Here is a 15,940-nt window from a genome sequence, read left to right on the forward strand (position 1 = left end):
CTCGCGGGGGAGTGCGTGCCATCCTGGAGCACCTGGGACCGCCCACGCAGCCTGGGAGGCTGGCCCCGGCACGGGGGCCATCCCAGGTCGTCCCCTCTCCTTCTGACGCGCCTACCAGGTGATGGGCAGCTCGTGCACGCCGAGCAGGTTCTCATCCTTCTTGAAGCGGATCTCCTCCGGCGGCACGGCCAGCCGCAGCGTGGGGATGCGCTGGAAGAGCGTCTTGAAGACCACCTCGAACTCGATGAGCGACAGCGCTCGCCCCGTGCACAGGTGGATGCCATGGCCGAAGGCGAAGTTCCGGTGCGTCTCGCGCTGGAGGTCCAGCCGGTCCGGCTCCTCGAAGACCGTCTCGTCGCGGTTGGCTGAATCTGGCTGGGCGAGGATGCCTTCACCGGCGCGGATGAGCTGGCCGCCAATGGTGACGTCCACCGTGGCGACGCGTTGCCGGCCCAGGTGCGAGACATTGACGAAGCGCAGGAGCTCCTGGACGGCTGCGGTGATGGCCGCGGGGTCCTCCATCGCGCGGAACTTCGCCAGCTGCCCTGGGTCGAGCAGCAGCGCCAGCGTGCCCAGTCCGAACATGTACGCGGGCGGCCCGTGGCCCGCGTAGAACAGCGCATGGAACATGGCGGCGGCATCCGGGGCGCTCAGCTTGCCCGTCGCCACCTGCTCGGACACGACGCGACCGATGAGCGTGTCCGTGGGCTCACGCAGGTTCGCCTCCACCAGCGCCAGGAAGACGTCATCCAGTCCGGCCAGGGCCGCCATCGCCTCCTCGCGCGACGAGGCCCGGGAGCCGATGGTCCGGCTGAGGACGTGCAGGCGCTCCGCGCCGTCATGGGGCACCCCGAGCAGGTCGCAGATGACGCGTATGGCGACGGGCAGCGCGAACGCGGCCATCAGGTCCACCGGATGAGGGCCCGCCAGAATCGTGTCGAGCGCCTCATCCACGGTGCGCTGGATTCGCGGTCGCAGGGCCTCCATCCGCCGGGGCAGGAACTCCTGCACGAGCATGGCCCGCTGCACCCGGTACTCCGCGTCCGGGCGAAAGAAGAAAGGCAGGGTCCGCTCCTGCCGGGCCGCCGAGGAGGCGGAGATGTGCGGGAACCCTGGCAGCGTGGAGTCCAGGACCATCCGGGTATCGCTCAGGACCGCGAGCACGTCCTGATGGCGACTGACCAACCATGCCGTGTTGCCGTTGAACAGCCGGACCGGACACACCGGGGCCTCCTGCCTCAACCGCTTGTAGTCAGCGGGAGGCTCCAGCGGATGCTGCCAGTCCTTGGGAAATGGATAGGAATTGCTCATCGGGAAGCTCCTGTTCGTGTCAGCAGGGCGGCGGCGCCCGCCGCGGTGGGATGCTGATACAGCTCACGCACTCCGAGGTCCCGGTCCAGCTCCGCCCGGACCCGGGCCGCGATTTCAATCAGCTGAAGGGAATGACCGCCGAGCCTGAAGAAGTCGTCATACGGGTCGACCGAAGCGACCTTCAGTACGTCCGCGAAGATGCGGGCGAGGTGCGCCTCCGTCGCGGTCGGGGGCGGACGCAGGCTCGCCAGGCGGGCTTCGGGGCTCACGGTCCGAAGAATCTCCTCGTAGGCCGCCAGCAGCCCTTCGATGAACGCGATGTCGAAGAGACTCTCATCGAATTCAGCCCACACCGTGAGATGGCCGTCGGAGCGCTCCTCGACCCGGAGGGTGAGCTCGAACTTCGCGGAGGGGAGGTCCAGCGGCAGCTCCGTCACCTCGCAGCCGTGCAGGGCCAGCGCTCCCGCCGTGTGGGGCGGATGGTAGGCGAAGTTCACCTGGACCACCGGAGACCGCGTGGGATCCCTGGGAGGCGACAGGTCCTCCACGAGCTGCTCGAAGGGCAGGTCCTTGTGTGCGTACGCGTCCGCCGTGGAAGCGGCCACCCTCGTGAGCAGCTGGCGGAAGTCGGGGTCGCCGCGCAGGTCCACCTCCAGCACGACGGTGTTGACGAAGAACCCGAGCACGCGCTCGACCTCGGGCAGGTCCCGGTTGGCCACGGCCAGCCCCAGCAACACCCGCTCACGTCCCGCACGCTGACCGAGCACGAGGCCGCACGCGGCGGCCAGCACCGTGAACACCGTCTGGCGTTCAGCGCTCGCGAGAGCGTGCACGGACCGGGCAATGGCGGTGGGAAGCACGCGATGCGCACGGCGTCCCTGGCCCAGCGCTGGACGCGGGGCCACCAGGTCCAGGAAGAGGGGGACGCCGGACAGCCGCTCGCGCCACCAGCGCGACAGGGACTCGCGCCGTGAAGCGGTGAGCTGTTCGCGCTGCCACGCGGACCAGTCCACGTACTGCACGGGCAGCTCGGACAGGCCCGTGGGTTCGCCCAGGACCGCCGCGCGGTAGGCGAGAGCCAGGTCCTCGGAGAAGACCTGAAGCGACCCGCCGTCCGCCGCGAGCAGGTGCAGCGCGAAGACAAGGAAGTGCGTCCGGGGCTCCAGCCGGAGCACGGTGAGCCGCAGCAGCGGTCCGTGCTCCAGGTCGAACGGACGGGCCGCCTCTGCTTGCACGTGGCGCAGGGCTTCGGCTTCGGTCGCCACGTCCACGACGTGGAGAGGTGCCTCTCCATGCGGCGAGAGGTGCTGCTGCGCTCCCAGCGGGAAGACGGTCCGCAGCGGTTCGTGCCGGGCCACCAGCACGTCCAAGGACTCCCGCAGGGCTCTCAGGTCCAGCGGCCCCACCACACGGTGGCAGCGGACCGTGGCGTGGGCAGCGCCGGTGGGATCCATCCGGTGCAGGAAGCACAGCCGCTGCTGGGCGAAGGACATCGGGAACACGGTCGTCATGCGCGCGGCAATCGCTTGATCGTGGTGGAGACGGCCGGCGCCACGGTGAGCGCGTCGGCCAGCTGCGCGACGGTGGGCCCCATGAGGATGGTCGCGAGCCCGACCTCTCGCCCCATCATCCGGCCCAGCCGCGAGGCCAGCCGCATCGCCTGCAAGGAATGCATGCCCAGCGCGAGCAGGCTCTCGTGGACATCCACCCGGGTGATGCCCAGCAGCTCCGCGACCACCGCCGCGATGCGGGCCTCGGTTTCGGTCCTGGGCGCCGTGAAGGGCGCTTCCGGACTCCGTGGGGTCGTGGTGGGCAGCCGGGAGCGGTCCACCTTTCCGTGCGGGGTCAACGGCCACGCCTCAAGGACGACGACCTCCGAGGGCACCAGGTGTCCCGGCAGCCTGCGCGCCAGGTCCTCGCGCACGGCCTGCGCGGCCACCGCGACTCCCGGCTCGGCCACCACATAGCCCACGAGGCGGGGCTCCTCGGCGCGTGAGTCGATGACCGCGAGCGTGTCCGCCACGCCGGGATGTCCGGCCAGGGCGGCGCGCACCTCCGCCAGCTCCACCCGGAAGCCCCGGACCTTCACCTGCTCATCGCGGCGTCCCAGGAACTCGATGATGCCCCCCGGAAGCCACCGGCCCAGGTCTCCGCTGCGGTAGAGCCGCCCACCAGGATGCGCCGCGAACGGATCCGGCACGAACCGCTCCGCGGTGAGCTCCGGCCTGCCCCGGTACCCCCGCGCCACACCGTCCCCTCCGATGCAGATCTCCCCCACGGCGCCCGGCGGCGCCACCTGCCCGGACGCGTCGAGCACGACGACGTGGGCATTGAACAGCGCCCGGCCGATGGGCACGTTCGTGGCCTCTGCATCATGCCCTTCGTCGAGCTTGTAGGCGCTGGCCATCACGGTGGCCTCCGTGGGGCCGTAGGCGTTCGTCAGCTTCGTGAAGCCTGCTCGCTGAAGCGTGCGGAACGCCTCCGGGGGAAAGGGCTCCCCGCCCACGATCACCCGGTCCAGGGCGGCGAAGGACTCCGGGGCCTCCGCCGCCAGCCGGGGCACCACCACGGGGGGAATCACCGCATGCGTGATGCGCTCCTCCACGAGGCACCGGGCCAGCGCCGGCACATCCCAGACCGGCGGCAGGAAGTGGACCGCGGCGCCGTTCAACAGCGCCCCCCAGACCTCCAGCACCGACACATCGAAGGAGACCGACGCCATCGCCAGCATCGTCTTGCCCGGTCCCAGGTCCTCGGCCAGGGCCGTCTTGTGCATGAGCGACACGACCGAGCGGTGTTCGATTTGAACGCCCTTGGGCTTGCCCGTCGAGCCGGAGGTGTAGAGGACGTAGGCCAGGTCCGACGGACTTCCCGTGGGCAACGGCGGACCGGACTTCGGGGGAAGGTCATCCAGCACGACGGTGGGCAGGCCGGTGAGCCGGTCCGTCAGCGCCGCCGTGGTGACCAGGGCGTGGGCCCCGGCGTCCTGGACGATCGACTCCAGGTAGGCCGGTGGCGCCTTCGGATCCAGGGAGAGGAAGGCCGCACCCGCCATGAGGCTTCCCAGCTGGGCCACGACCAGCTCCGCCGAGCGGTGGAGGCACACCGCCACCAGCGCCCCCCGGTCAACGCCCAGGCCGCGCAGATGGTGCGCCAGGGTCTCCGCCCGCCGCATCAATGCTCCGTACGTCAGCACGGAGGCCCCCGCCTTCACCGCCGGAGCGTCGGGCGCGAGCCGGGTCCAGTGGGCCAGCAGCTCATGCACCTGATACGTGGGAGCCTCCATCCTGGCGCCCACGCTGACGAGCGCGCGCTGCTGCGCTTCGTTCATCAAGGCCAGCTGGGACACGCGGGTGTCCGGCGCTGCGGTGATGGAGCACAGCAACTGCTGGTACGCGGACAGCATGCCGGTGACGAAGAAGTCCCCGAAGAGGTCGGAGTCGAACTCCCACGAGAGCAGGATGCCGCTCAGGGAGGCGCGGGGACTGGAGCGCACGGCGCTGTCGGAGCGGGGAATGGTCACCAGGTCCCCGGCGAACCGGCTGATGTGTCCCGGTTCGGCGTAGAGGGGCACCGCGACGACGGACAGCTCGAACTTGGCGGAGCCATTGCTCAGGCCCTCGACGATGGTGACGTCGAGCGGGGACGCTTCCAGCGAGCCCACCGACGAGTCATGGAAGTTGAACATCGTCTGGATCAACGGATTGAGCCCACCCTGGAGCCGCGCGGGTGACTCCGCGAAGATGTGCTCGTACGGCAGCTCCTGGTGGTCGAAGACCTCCAGCGTGTTGCGCCGCACCCGCGCCAGGAACTCCGTGAAGGTGGGGTCCTCGTGCAGCTGGCCGCGCAGCACCACCGTGTTGACGAGCATGCCCAGGAGGCTCTCCGTGTCCTGCCAGCGCCGGTTCGCGACCGCGGTTCCGACGAGGAGGTCCCGCGAGCCGGTGTAGCGGTGCAAAAGGACGAAGAACGCCGCGAGCAGCGTGGTGAAGAGGGACGTGTGGTTGCGGTCCGCCAGGTCCTGCAACCGGCGCGCGAGCTCCGCGTCCAGCTCCATCCGGGGCGCCACCCCACGGAAGCGCCGGGTCCCGGACAACGCGCGGCGCGGGAGCTGGAGCTGCGTCTGCGCGCCCTCCAGCGCCTTGCGCCAGAAGCGGCGCTGCGCGTTCGCGGCCTCCGTGCCCACCCACTCCCGCTGCCAGCGCGCGTAGTCGTAGTACTGCACGGCCAGCGGAGGGCGGCGCACCTCTCCGTAGCGCACGTGGTCGGCGTAGCCGTTGAGCAGCTCGCGGACGAAGACGTTGAACGACCAGCCGTCATGCACGACGTGGTGCTCGACGTGCACGAGGAGGTGCTCCTCTTCGCCCACCTTCAGCAGCCGCCAGCGGAACGGCCGCCCCTCCGCCAGCGCGAAGTGCGCCTGGACCGCCTCGCGGACCGCCTCGCCCACCCGGGCCTCCAGCACGTCCTCGCCCACGCCGCTGAAGTCCTGGAGCGGCACCTCCACCGCCCAGGGCGGCTCCAGCTCGCAGCGCAGCTCCCCATCCACCTCGGGGAAGCGGGTGCGCATCACGTCGTGGCGACGGACGATGTCCGTGAGGCTCGCGTGCAGCGCGGCGAGGTCCAGGGCCCCCGCCAGCCGGAAGACGGCTTGCGTGTGGTAGGCCCGCGCGTCCGGGTTGAGCTTGTGCATCAACCACACGCGCTCCTGGCCAAACGACGGAGCGATGGCGGCACCCGGCTCGCCTCCGCGAGGGCCCAGGTCCACCCCGCCCTGCCCTTGCTTCAAACCGGCCGCGAGCTGGGCGACCGTGGGCGACTGGAGCACCGCGCTCAACTCCAGCTGCGCGCCCAGGACGCGCCGCACCCGGGCGACGAGCTGGGTCGCGAACAGCGAGTGCCCGCCCAGCTCGAACAGGTCGTCATGCCGCCCCACCCGCTCCATCCCGAGCAGCGCCGCCGCGATGGCCGCCAGGGCCTCCTCGGCGGGGGACTCCGGCGGCTGGTAGCCGGTCCGCTCCATCCGCCGGGGACGGGGCAGCCGGGCCCGGTCCACCTTGCCGCTCGTGTTCAACGGCCACGCGTCCACCACCACCATCACGTCCGGCACCAGATAGCCGGGCAGCCGGCGGCGCAGCTCCGCGCGCACCGCGTCGCCGGACAGCACCGCGCCGGCGACCGGCATCACGTAGCCCAGCAGACGCTCCCCCGTGCCGTCGACGAGCGCCACCGCGTCCCGCACGTCCGGCAGCGCGGCCAGGGCCGCCTCCACCTGGCCCAGCTCGATTCGCGCGCCGCGAACCTTCACCTGGTCATCGCGGCGGCCCAGGAACTCCAGCGTGCCGTCCGGCAGCCACCGGCCCAGGTCGCCGCTGCGGTACAGCCGTCCTCCCGGCAGCGGGCCGAACGCATCCGGAATGAACCGCTCGGCGGTGAGGTCCGGCAGGCCCAGGTAACCGCGTCCGACCCCGGCGCCTCCGAAGCACAGCTCCCCCGGGACTCCGTCGGGGACGGGGTGCAGGTGCTCATCGAGCAGCACCACGTGGTAGTTCGAGATGGGGCGGCCAATGGGCACGCGCTCGCCTTCCACGGAGCGCACGGCCTGGAGCGTGCTGGCCACCGTCACCTCCGTGGGGCCATAGCCGTTGATGAAGCGGTGCTGCGCGCCCCACTGCCGGACGGTCTCCGGCAAGCACACGTCTCCCACGCTCATCAGCATCTGGAGGTCGGGGAAGCCGCCCGGCCGCAGCGTGCGCAGGACCGTCGCGGGCAGCACCGCGTGGGTGATGCGCCGGCGCACCAGCACCTGGGCCAGCGGCTCGCCGGAGAGCTGCGCCGCATCCAGGGTCTCCAGCCTCCCGCCGTTGGGCAGCGCCAGCAGGACGTCGAACAGGGACGCGTCGAACGACGGGTGGAAGTACTGGAGCGCGCGCGTGTCCGGCCCCAACGCGCCCAGGAGGTCCCGCTGGGCGTGCAGGAGGTTGGCGACCCCGCGATGCTCGCTCATCACCAGCTTGGGCTCACCCGTCGAACCGGACGTGCAGATGATGTACGCGAGGTCCTCCGGAACGAGCACCGCGTCGTCCTCCCGCGACGCGACGGAGCCCGCCTCGGCCCCCGCATCCAGGAAGGGGACCCCTGGCGCCGCGCTGTCCGGCGAGGAGCCGACCACGAGCGCCGCACCGACCCTGCGAACGATGTCCTCTCGCCAGGCCCGCGGATGCGCTGGCGACAGCGGAAGGTAGGCCGCGCCCACCCTCCAGACCGCGAGCGCGAGCTCAACGAAGGCGGGGCCCCGCTCCAACACGAGCGTGACCACGTCACCCCGCCCGATGCCCCGGGCCCGCAGGTTCGAGGCCAGGGCGCGGGTGCGCGCGTCCAGTCCCGCATAGGTTGTCTCAGTGGTCCCATCCGAGAGCGCCACGCGGTCCGCGTACAGCCGGCACTGCTCCGCGATGACGTCCACCACCGAGCGCCATGGACCGTGGTCGACCCGGGAGTCCGGGACGCGCGCGGCCACCTCCCCGCCCTCCAGCGCCACCGCTGTGTTCCGGCCTGCCAGCGCCCAGGGGCTCTTGCGCCGCAGGCTCGCGAGCAGGCGTTCGTATTCGGTTCCGGTGACCCGGGAGGAAGGGGGCGTGGAGGTCATGCGAGGGCTCCTGAGGCAATGACTCTCACCTCGGCTCTCCGCGCGGAGGCTCGCCGCCCGGCAGCCCGGTGTCCCGGACCTCTAACACGCGAAAAAACGCCCCGCTGCCCTCAGTCGGAAACATCCCGGGTGACAATCCAGGGTGACTCCATGAATCGACGCCGGGTGGAATGGGGGGCCCTGTTCGAGGGCGGGTCCGATGCTTCAGAGCACGTCGTTCTCCACCAGCGTGGCGAAGATGCCCAGGCCCAGGAAGGCTACGCCCCGGAATGGGCGGGGTTCACGACTGTCATCCGCTTGCGCACCAGGGCTCGCACACCGGACACGAGGAAGAACAGGCTGAAGCCGCCGGTGATGATGAGCACGGCTGGATTGATTTTCATTGGGCGGCAGCGTCCTCGGCCCCGAAGGCGCGTGGGACTCGCGCTTCCGGGGCCGGGGCTCACTCATTCAGACGGGCCGCGAAGGGCGGCTCAGTACCAATCCCAGTAGTCGATGAAGATGATGATCGTGGTGCCGTTGGGGCAGTGGTAGATGATGATCAGCGAGTGGTGATAGCGGGTGAGCTGGTCAGGCCGCCCACCCATGAAGTTCGTCTGCCGGAACTGCGCGTCCACCGTGGTGCGCGCGAAGGGCAGCGGATTCGGGACCTCCGTGGAGACGGTCTGCATCGTGGCGGGCAGACGGGCCACGGCCTTGCCAGCTGCGTCGATGACGTCCACCTCGCCGCGGTACTCGCCCACCTGGATGTCCTCGGCGGCCGCGCGTGCGCGCAGCTTGTAGTAGCCGGCGGGGATGCCCGCCTGCGGCGCGTCCAGGTAGGTGAAGCCGAAGTCCACGCCTCCGGGCAGCGCGGTGGCGGGGACCTGCTCGAAGCCGGCGATGCTGCTGCCAGTAAACGTCAGGCCGTCCTTCGACACGGTGACGGTCTCTTCCGGGTTGACGTTCACGCCGGCCTTCTTGGCCGCTTCATGCAACTGCGCCCGGGGGTCCGTGCACTCCAGCGTGGGAGCCTTCGGGGCGTCGAGGCGCGGCATGTACGCCGCCAACCGCTCACCGGCGATGGCCGTGGTGGAGGTCAGGACCAGCGCCGCGACAAGGGAGAAAGCCTGGACGAACTTTCGAGTCATGAGGGCACCCACTGGGGAATGACGAGAAGGGAAAAGCGTTTCCATGAGCCACTGAAACGCCTCTCGTCATTCCGAGACCGGTGCACCGCGGATGCCAATCACAGCGCAGGGACCCTTCCCAGACGCCGCCGATCCCGCGGGCCGGCTGGCTGTGACAGGAATTGCCACACACAAAGCCGGATTCGTAGCGCATCCAGCCACATGCGGAAGACCCTGAACCCGAAGAGACAGCGGGTCCGCGGGACCCGATGCGCTCATGGCTGGCGAATCAGCTCATGGATGGGTTTCCCATCCGGCCCCACCCCATCCAGCCGCACGAAGTCGACAGAGAAGGGCCAGGATGTCTTTACAAAGACGTGCTCCAGCCGGGAGACGCTGTTGCCCAGCTTCGTCCACGCCTGGACCTGGCATTTGCCGTCGACCCGCGCGGTGGTGATGTCGACGGGGCGCGAGGGAAAGGCCTTCAGGCGCACCCGGATTCGCCAGCCATCCGCCGTGGCTTCGACCGGCTGCGGGTCCTCCAGCCCATACACGGGTTGCTCGACCCCCAGCAGTTCCTCCACCTCCGAGGGCCCGCGCTCCAACATCCGCCAGTACACCTGCACGGGGCGCGTCCCCACCGGGCGGCAAGCCTCGTCCAGGCGCAGGGCGTAGTGGACCTGGTTCCGGTTCTCGCTCCGCGTCAGGAAGAAGGCGGACTGCGCTGGGAGGGGCTCTCCGGCCGCGGAGGCCAGGGTCGCGACACTCGTCAGCGCAACGGCGGTGAGGGTGCCAAGCCTGGGTTCAGGAAACATAGGGGTCCCCATGCATCGCGCAGTGACGGCGGTCGCCCGCGAGGCCATATCGGGATGTCGAATACCGCTGTCCCCCGGAACTGTCACCCGCCCGGCACACTTTTCACAGAATTCGGCCCGGTTGCGTGACGTTCAGCGCTCGGCTTCCATGCGCGCCTTCTCACGGACAATGACATCGCGCACGTGGTCGCGCAGGGCGTGCACGTCCCCGGCGAAGCCCTCCGGGTCGATGGGCTCCAGCACGCGCACCCGGGCGTGGACCGCCTGCTGGATGACCAGCCCGTGCTTGGGCATGGTCCGCGCGGTGCCAGTGAGGACCACGGGGATGATGGGGCAGCGCTGCTGGATGGACAGCGTGAAGGCGCCATCCTTGAAGGCCTTCACCTCCCCATCCTTGGAGCGGGTGCCTTCGGGAAACATCAGGATGGGGACGCCACGCGACAGCCAACGCTCACACCTGGCCATCATCTGGATGATGCTCGCCCGGTCTCCGCGGATGAGCGGCACATACCGGTTGAGCTGCATGTTCCAGCCGATGAGCGGCAGCTTGAAGTTCTCCGCCTTGGAGACCCACTTGAAAGGCCGGTAGAGGCCAAAGAGGACCAGGATGTCCCCCAGTGACTCGTGGTTGGCCACCAGCACCGCCGCGCCCCTCCAGGGCAGGCGTTCGCGGCCCTCCACCCGCAGGTGCCACATCGGGTTCACGTAGAAATACAGCTGTGCCCAGAAGCACGAGTACAGGTGAAGCACGCGCCCATTCGCGTCAAACGGGCGGGTGAGCGCCCACAGCAAGAGCGCTCCAAGGAACAGCATCGCGCTGGACAGCGCGAAGAAGATCCAGAACGCGATCGAGAGGAGGATTCGGATGGCTCCCACTCTGTCACGGATGGATGGATCCACCCAGCGTAGGTGGGCATGGATGACGCCCGGTGCACGAAGGCGGTCCAGCGGCGCTGGGCGAAGGCTGCATCGCCCAGCGCCTGTGAGCACGACTGCCGCACCGGGCTCACATTCCCGCCTATACGCTGTAGGAGTCAGCACGCTGCCAGAGGATGTCCCTGCCAGGCCGGCGGCGCCCGAGCTCCAAGGCGCCGCGCTGTCCGCGTGGGTGGAGGCGGAGCCCTCCACCCTGTTCCGAGCGAAGGGCCGTTGGGAGTCGGGCGTTGGCTCAGTTGCCGGCGTAGGCGGACATGTTGCTGCCCGGGTAGCCGCCGGTGCCGGACCAGGTCGCGGGCAGCGTCGTCAGGCCCGGCTGCACCTTGTAGGAGCCGGTGCCGCTGGTGTGGCGCCAATAGACGTCGCCGGTGGGACCGAGGACCGCCAGCCAGTACGTCGTGCCCGACGTCACCGCCTGTGACGTGATGGTGCAGACGTTCCACGCGCCGGGCGTGACGGGCGTGACGGTGCAGGTGCGCAGCTGCGCGCCGGGCGTCCCGTTCCCATTCGCATACAGGCCGACCTGGAGCGTGGTGGCCGTCGTCTGCGCATCCACGTAGAGGCTCAGCCGCGTGACGTTGCCGCTGGCGCTCGCCACGTAGTTGAACGCAGCCGCGACGCCAGCGTTCTCGAAGTCGGACGTCGTCAGCACGGTGCTGTTGCCGACGAGGGCGGTGGGCGCGGCGGGGGTCGTCGCGCTGGCGTTGGCCGTGAAGGCCGAGTTCCCCGCGGCGTTGGTCGCGCGAACCCGGTACCAGTAGCGGGTGCTCGCGGCCCGGCCCGTGTCACTGAACGTCGTCACGTTGGCGCCCGGCGTCCCGACCTGAGCGAAGGTGCCCGGGGCCCCGGAGACGTCCGGCGCCCGCTCCACCAGGAAGCCGCTCTCGTTGGTCGAGGCATCGGTCCACGCCAGGTAGATCTGCCCCGGCGACACCGCCGTCGCCGTCAGGCCCGTGGGCGTCGCGGGCACGGTGGTGGCGCTGCTCACGGTGATGGAGACCGTGGCGGAGTTCGTGCTGGCGGCGGGATTGCCCGTGTCCACGGCCACGGCGCGCACCGTATGGCTTCCCTGGGAGGGATTGGTCCAGGTGCAGCCGTAGGGGCTGGTGGTGCTGGTGCAGACGAGCGACGTGCCGTCCGCGTAGAAGTCCACCCGCGCGATGCTCCGGCTGAAGCCCGCGCTGGCGGTCGCGGCCAGCGGCACGGAGGCCGGCGCGGTGTACGTGGCATTGGCGGAGGGAGAGGTGAGGCTCACCGTGGGCGGGTTGGACAGCGAGAGGGGCACCGCGGCGGAGGTGGTGGCCTGGAGCGAGTCGTCGGTGGCCCTCGCCGTCACGCTGTGCGCGCCGTCCTGGAACGAGCTGACGCCGCAACTCACGGACGCCGAGGTGGGCGCGTTCACCGTGCAGAGCAGCGTGGTGCCGTTGTCGAAGAACTCCACCTTCGTGAGCGTGCGGCCCGGGCCCGCCGTGGCGGTGGCCTGGAGGTTCAGGTTGGCGGGCGCGGTGAAGTTGGCGTTCGCGGCCGGCTGGGTGATGGACACCGTCGGCGCGGTGGAGCTACCCGCGGAGAGGCCATACATCGAAGCGTTGGACGCGCCCGCGTACACGGTGGAGGTGCCGAACGTGGGGCTCGGCAGCGCGGAGAGGCCCGTCGGCGAGTAGCGCATGGAGCCGGTGGGCAGGTCCATGTAGCGGAACACGCCGCCCCCGTTCGCGCCCAGCAGCGCCAGCCAGTAGACGGTGCCCGACGTCAGCGTCACCTGCGGCGCGGCGGTGCAGCCGTACCACTGCCCCGTCACCAGCGGCAGCGGATCCACCACCGGGGTCGTGCAGGAAGAGAGCAGCGTCCCCGGAGCGCCCGAGGCATCGCTGTAGACGCCAATGGACAGCGACGCATTGGCATTGCCCGGCGCCGCGAAGACCTTGAGCGTCCCCAGCGTCCCTGTCGCGACGGCGGTGTACTGGAAGGCGTTCACCGAGCCGCCGTTGTCGAAGTCGTTCTGCATCCCCACGGTGTCCACGCCCACGAGCCGCACGCCGCCCACGGAGGGGCTCACCGTGAAGCTCACCGGCGCGGAGTCGGTGACGAGCGCCGGGCTGCCATTGTCCGTCGCGCGGGCGAAGACGTTGGAGTACGTGCCGGCCGTCGCGTTCCACGTGCAGCCCGTGCCGGTCGTCGTGAAGCAGAGCGACGTGGTGCCCTGGAAGAACTCCACGCGCGTGAGGGTCCGCCCGGCGCCCGCGCTGACCGAAGCGCTGAGCGTCGTGCTCCCCGTGGGCAGCGTGGCACCGGAGGCGGGACTGAGGATGCTGACCGTGGGCGGGCCGGCGACCGTGATGGCCACCGACGCGGAGCCGCTCTCTCCCAGGGAGTCCACGGCCTCCGCGCTCACGGTGTGGCTGCCATTGCCCAGGCTGCTCGTGGCCGTGCAGGTGACCGGGGTGGAGACGGGGGCGTTCACGGTGCAGAGCACGGTGGCGCCCGCGCGGAACGTGACGCTGGCCAGCGTACGGCCGGAGGTGGGCGTGGCCGTGGCGCCCAGGCTGAGCGTCGCGGGCGCGGTGAAGTTCTGCCCGGCCGAGGGCGCGGTGATGGCGACGGCGGGGGCGGTGGGTGGCGCCCCGGAGATGATGATGACCCCGCTGGTCGAGTGGCGGATGCGGAGCGCATTGTTGCCGGTGTCGAAGGTCCACCCGTCCGCGGCCAGGTCCGTACGCTGCGACAGGGCGGTGCCGCCCGCCGTCACCGCCGAGGGGACGAAGGCGAGGCGCAGCACCTCCGTCGCGCTGGCGTCGTAGGTGGTGTAGCGGACCTCGTTGCCGGGCCCGTAGGTGACGCTCTTCACGACGGAGGTGGAGCGCAGCAGGTGGTTCTGCCCGGCGGGCGCCCAGTCCGGCTGCGCGCCCATGCCGATGACGAAGTGGCGGATGAAGTCACCCCAGCCGTCCGTGAACCAGACGTTGTTGGGATACGGCCCGTCGATGGTGAGCCCGCTGTCGCGCACCATGTACGTGGCCCAGTTGAACGCGCGGAAGGCCTTGTCCTTCGCCGCCGCGTCCCCGGTGAGCTCCGCGTAGCGCGCGTTCACGGCGGCGTAGCGCGCGGTGTGGCTGCCCATTTTGTAGTGGAACGCGTACTGCTCCTTGATGGGACGCGCGCCGAACTCCAGTGTGTCTCCGAAGTTCGTCTCGATGAAGGCGATGATGTTCTGCACGTGCGCCTGCCAGTTCGGATCCAGGCCGGGGTTGTCCATCAGGAACTTGGCCGTCTCCCCGGGGACGAGCTGGTTCAGGTTGTTGGTGGCGTCCGAGCCCACGTCCTCGAAGTACTGGGTCCAGTTCTGCGTCGCGATGGGGCCGTTGCCGCCCAGAAGCCACGCGAGGACGGTGGCCTGGGTGCTCTGCCATTGGGCCAGCTGGGTGCTGCTGTAGCCGGGCGCGCCGTTCAGCGTGCCGGCCTGTCCCAGCCGGATGAGCTCCTGGAACAGCTTGAGGGGTTCCACGACGTTGGACGCGTAGTTGTCCACGATGTTCGCGCCGGTGCGCACGGCGTTGTCGGAGGCCCGCACGCGGTACGGCCACGGTGACACGGTGGCGCTCGGAGTGCGCAGGTGGCTGGTGAGCTGGTTGGCCGCGTTGATGGCCATGTCGCGGTAGGCCGTGTTGCCATTGAACTTGAAGGCCTGGACGGCGGCCCACGCGAGCGCGCCCACCTTCTCCGGCTGGAGGTAGCCCACGCCGTCGCCCACGCCCACCGAGCCGCCCGCTTGCGCGCCCGCATACGTCAGCGTGCCGCTGGCGCCGCTCGCGTAGGGCACCCGCGACCAGTGGTCCCCCACGGCAGTCATGCCGTGCGCCAGGTGCCAGTCCAGCAGCGCCAGTGCGACGTCGCGCAGGCGCGGGTCGTTCTTGTAGGGCGAGTACGCGAGGCCGGACTCGATGAGCATCGCGTTCAGGCCGGCGGGGTTGTGCGGCCAGCCCACCGGCGCACCGGCGGGAGAACACCCGGGCGCCGTGCCGCTGCACAGGTACGAGTGCGCGTAGTAGGCGGGTTTGGGCACCGACGGGTTCGTGAGGTTGGACAGGTTGGGGAGCGCGAGCAGGTAGTTCTGGTTCAGGTCCAGCACATAGTCATACGCGGCGGAGCTGCCCGGGTTCGCGGGAGGCGCCCAGGACAGCAGCTTCCCCGTGCCGTCGCACTGCGCGGCGTGCTGGTCGATGCTGCCGCCGCACGCGAGCGCCTGACGCACGGAGGTGGGCGCGGGCGCATCAGTGGGCGCGGCACAGCGGGTCAGCAGCAGGAGCAGGAGTGCTCCGATGAGGGAGCGGACGGTCCGCTCCGGGAGATGGGCAGGCATGGGGGTGGGTGTCCTTGGAGGGGTGCACAAACAGCACCGGCCCTGGAGATTGCTCTCTCCAAAGCCGGTGCATTATCGCCCGCACCCGGTCGCCGGTTGCGTCAGGCCCGGCGAGCGCTGATGCAGTCGAAGCAGGCGGCCTGATTACAACCAATCTGGTGTCTCAATAATCCGGTGCGGTACAGCGTCGCCTTCGGCGTGCACCAGCAGTTCCTCGGCCATGGTGGACTCGTGCTGCCAGCCAGGCGTCAGCGCGACGTGGAGCGGCTTACCGCCCGTCGTTGTGACGGCGTGAATCTTCGTTGAAAAACCTCCTCGAGAACGTCCCAGAGCATTGCTTCGGCCCCCCCTTTTCCGCCCGAGGCGTCCTGATGCGCCCGGACGACGGAGGCATCGGCGAGGGAGCCGAGCTCATCCACGTCGAGCCGCAGCGCTTCGAGGGCGGGCCGCTGCGGGAGCCCAGCAGGGGCTCGATGCGGCTCCACTCGGCATCGCTCAGTTCATGTCGGCGCACAGCCAGCGCTGATCATGCTTGGCGCTGGCTGGCAACCTCCTGATACCCCCGAAGCCAGGTCCAACCCTGATGCTTGATCCGGCAGGTTGCATTTTCGGGCCGACGATCAGGGACAGCCCCTAAGCCAGAGGAAGTAAGTCCTGTCAGGGGGTAGCGCGAGGCGCGAGCAGACTGAGCCGACCGGAGCGCTGCAAGCGGTGCAGCAGCCGGACGGCTTGAGGATAGAACTCCTCGCGCTGCTCCGTC

Annotated in this window: 8 protein-coding genes; all 8 read right to left on the minus strand. The window is 70.0% G+C overall.

Annotated features, from left to right (window positions below):
* Nucleotides 1-111: 111 nt before the first annotated feature.
* Nucleotides 112-1,311: a cytochrome P450 gene (locus tag D7W82_RS20350; RefSeq protein ID WP_120619934.1), complete on the minus strand. Its 1,200-nt coding sequence runs from the start codon at nt 1,309-1,311 to the stop codon at nt 112-114.
* On the minus strand, nt 1,308-2,822 hold the full coding sequence (locus tag D7W82_RS20355) for a condensation domain-containing protein (protein WP_120619935.1): 1,515 nt from the start codon (nt 2,820-2,822) through the stop codon (nt 1,308-1,310). Before D7W82_RS20355 ends, D7W82_RS20350 begins: the two co-directional genes overlap by 4 nt.
* Nucleotides 2,819-7,960 carry a non-ribosomal peptide synthetase gene (locus D7W82_RS20360; RefSeq protein WP_120619936.1) on the minus strand — a complete coding sequence of 1,714 codons (5,142 nt, stop codon included), beginning with the start codon at nt 7,958-7,960 and terminating at the stop codon, nt 2,819-2,821. Before D7W82_RS20360 ends, D7W82_RS20355 begins: the two co-directional genes overlap by 4 nt.
* Nucleotides 7,961-8,217: 257 nt before the next feature.
* On the minus strand, nt 8,218-8,343 hold the full coding sequence (locus D7W82_RS42185) for a hypothetical protein (RefSeq protein ID WP_255417237.1): 126 nt from the start codon (nt 8,341-8,343) through the stop codon (nt 8,218-8,220).
* Between the two features lie 90 nt (nt 8,344-8,433).
* The gene (locus D7W82_RS20365) at nt 8,434-9,090 is read right to left on the minus strand and encodes a hypothetical protein (protein ID WP_147439410.1); all 657 of its coding nucleotides are present in this window, start codon (nt 9,088-9,090) and stop codon (nt 8,434-8,436) included.
* Between the two features lie 254 nt (nt 9,091-9,344).
* On the minus strand, nt 9,345-9,884 hold the full coding sequence (locus D7W82_RS20370; RefSeq protein ID WP_233587828.1) for a DUF4833 domain-containing protein: 540 nt from the start codon (nt 9,882-9,884) through the stop codon (nt 9,345-9,347).
* A 132-nt stretch (nt 9,885-10,016) separates the two neighbouring features.
* Nucleotides 10,017-10,697: a 1-acyl-sn-glycerol-3-phosphate acyltransferase gene (locus D7W82_RS20375; protein ID WP_120619944.1), complete on the minus strand. Its 681-nt coding sequence runs from the start codon at nt 10,695-10,697 to the stop codon at nt 10,017-10,019.
* 355 nt (nt 10,698-11,052) lie between these two features.
* Nucleotides 11,053-15,180 (minus strand): Ig-like domain-containing protein, encoded by a 4,128-nt coding sequence (locus tag D7W82_RS20380; protein ID WP_120619938.1) that lies wholly within the window; start codon nt 15,178-15,180, stop codon nt 11,053-11,055.
* Nucleotides 15,181-15,940 lie beyond the last annotated feature (760 nt).

Source organism: Corallococcus sp. CA049B (assembly GCF_003611685.1).
Classification (GTDB): domain Bacteria; phylum Myxococcota; class Myxococcia; order Myxococcales; family Myxococcaceae; genus Corallococcus; species Corallococcus coralloides.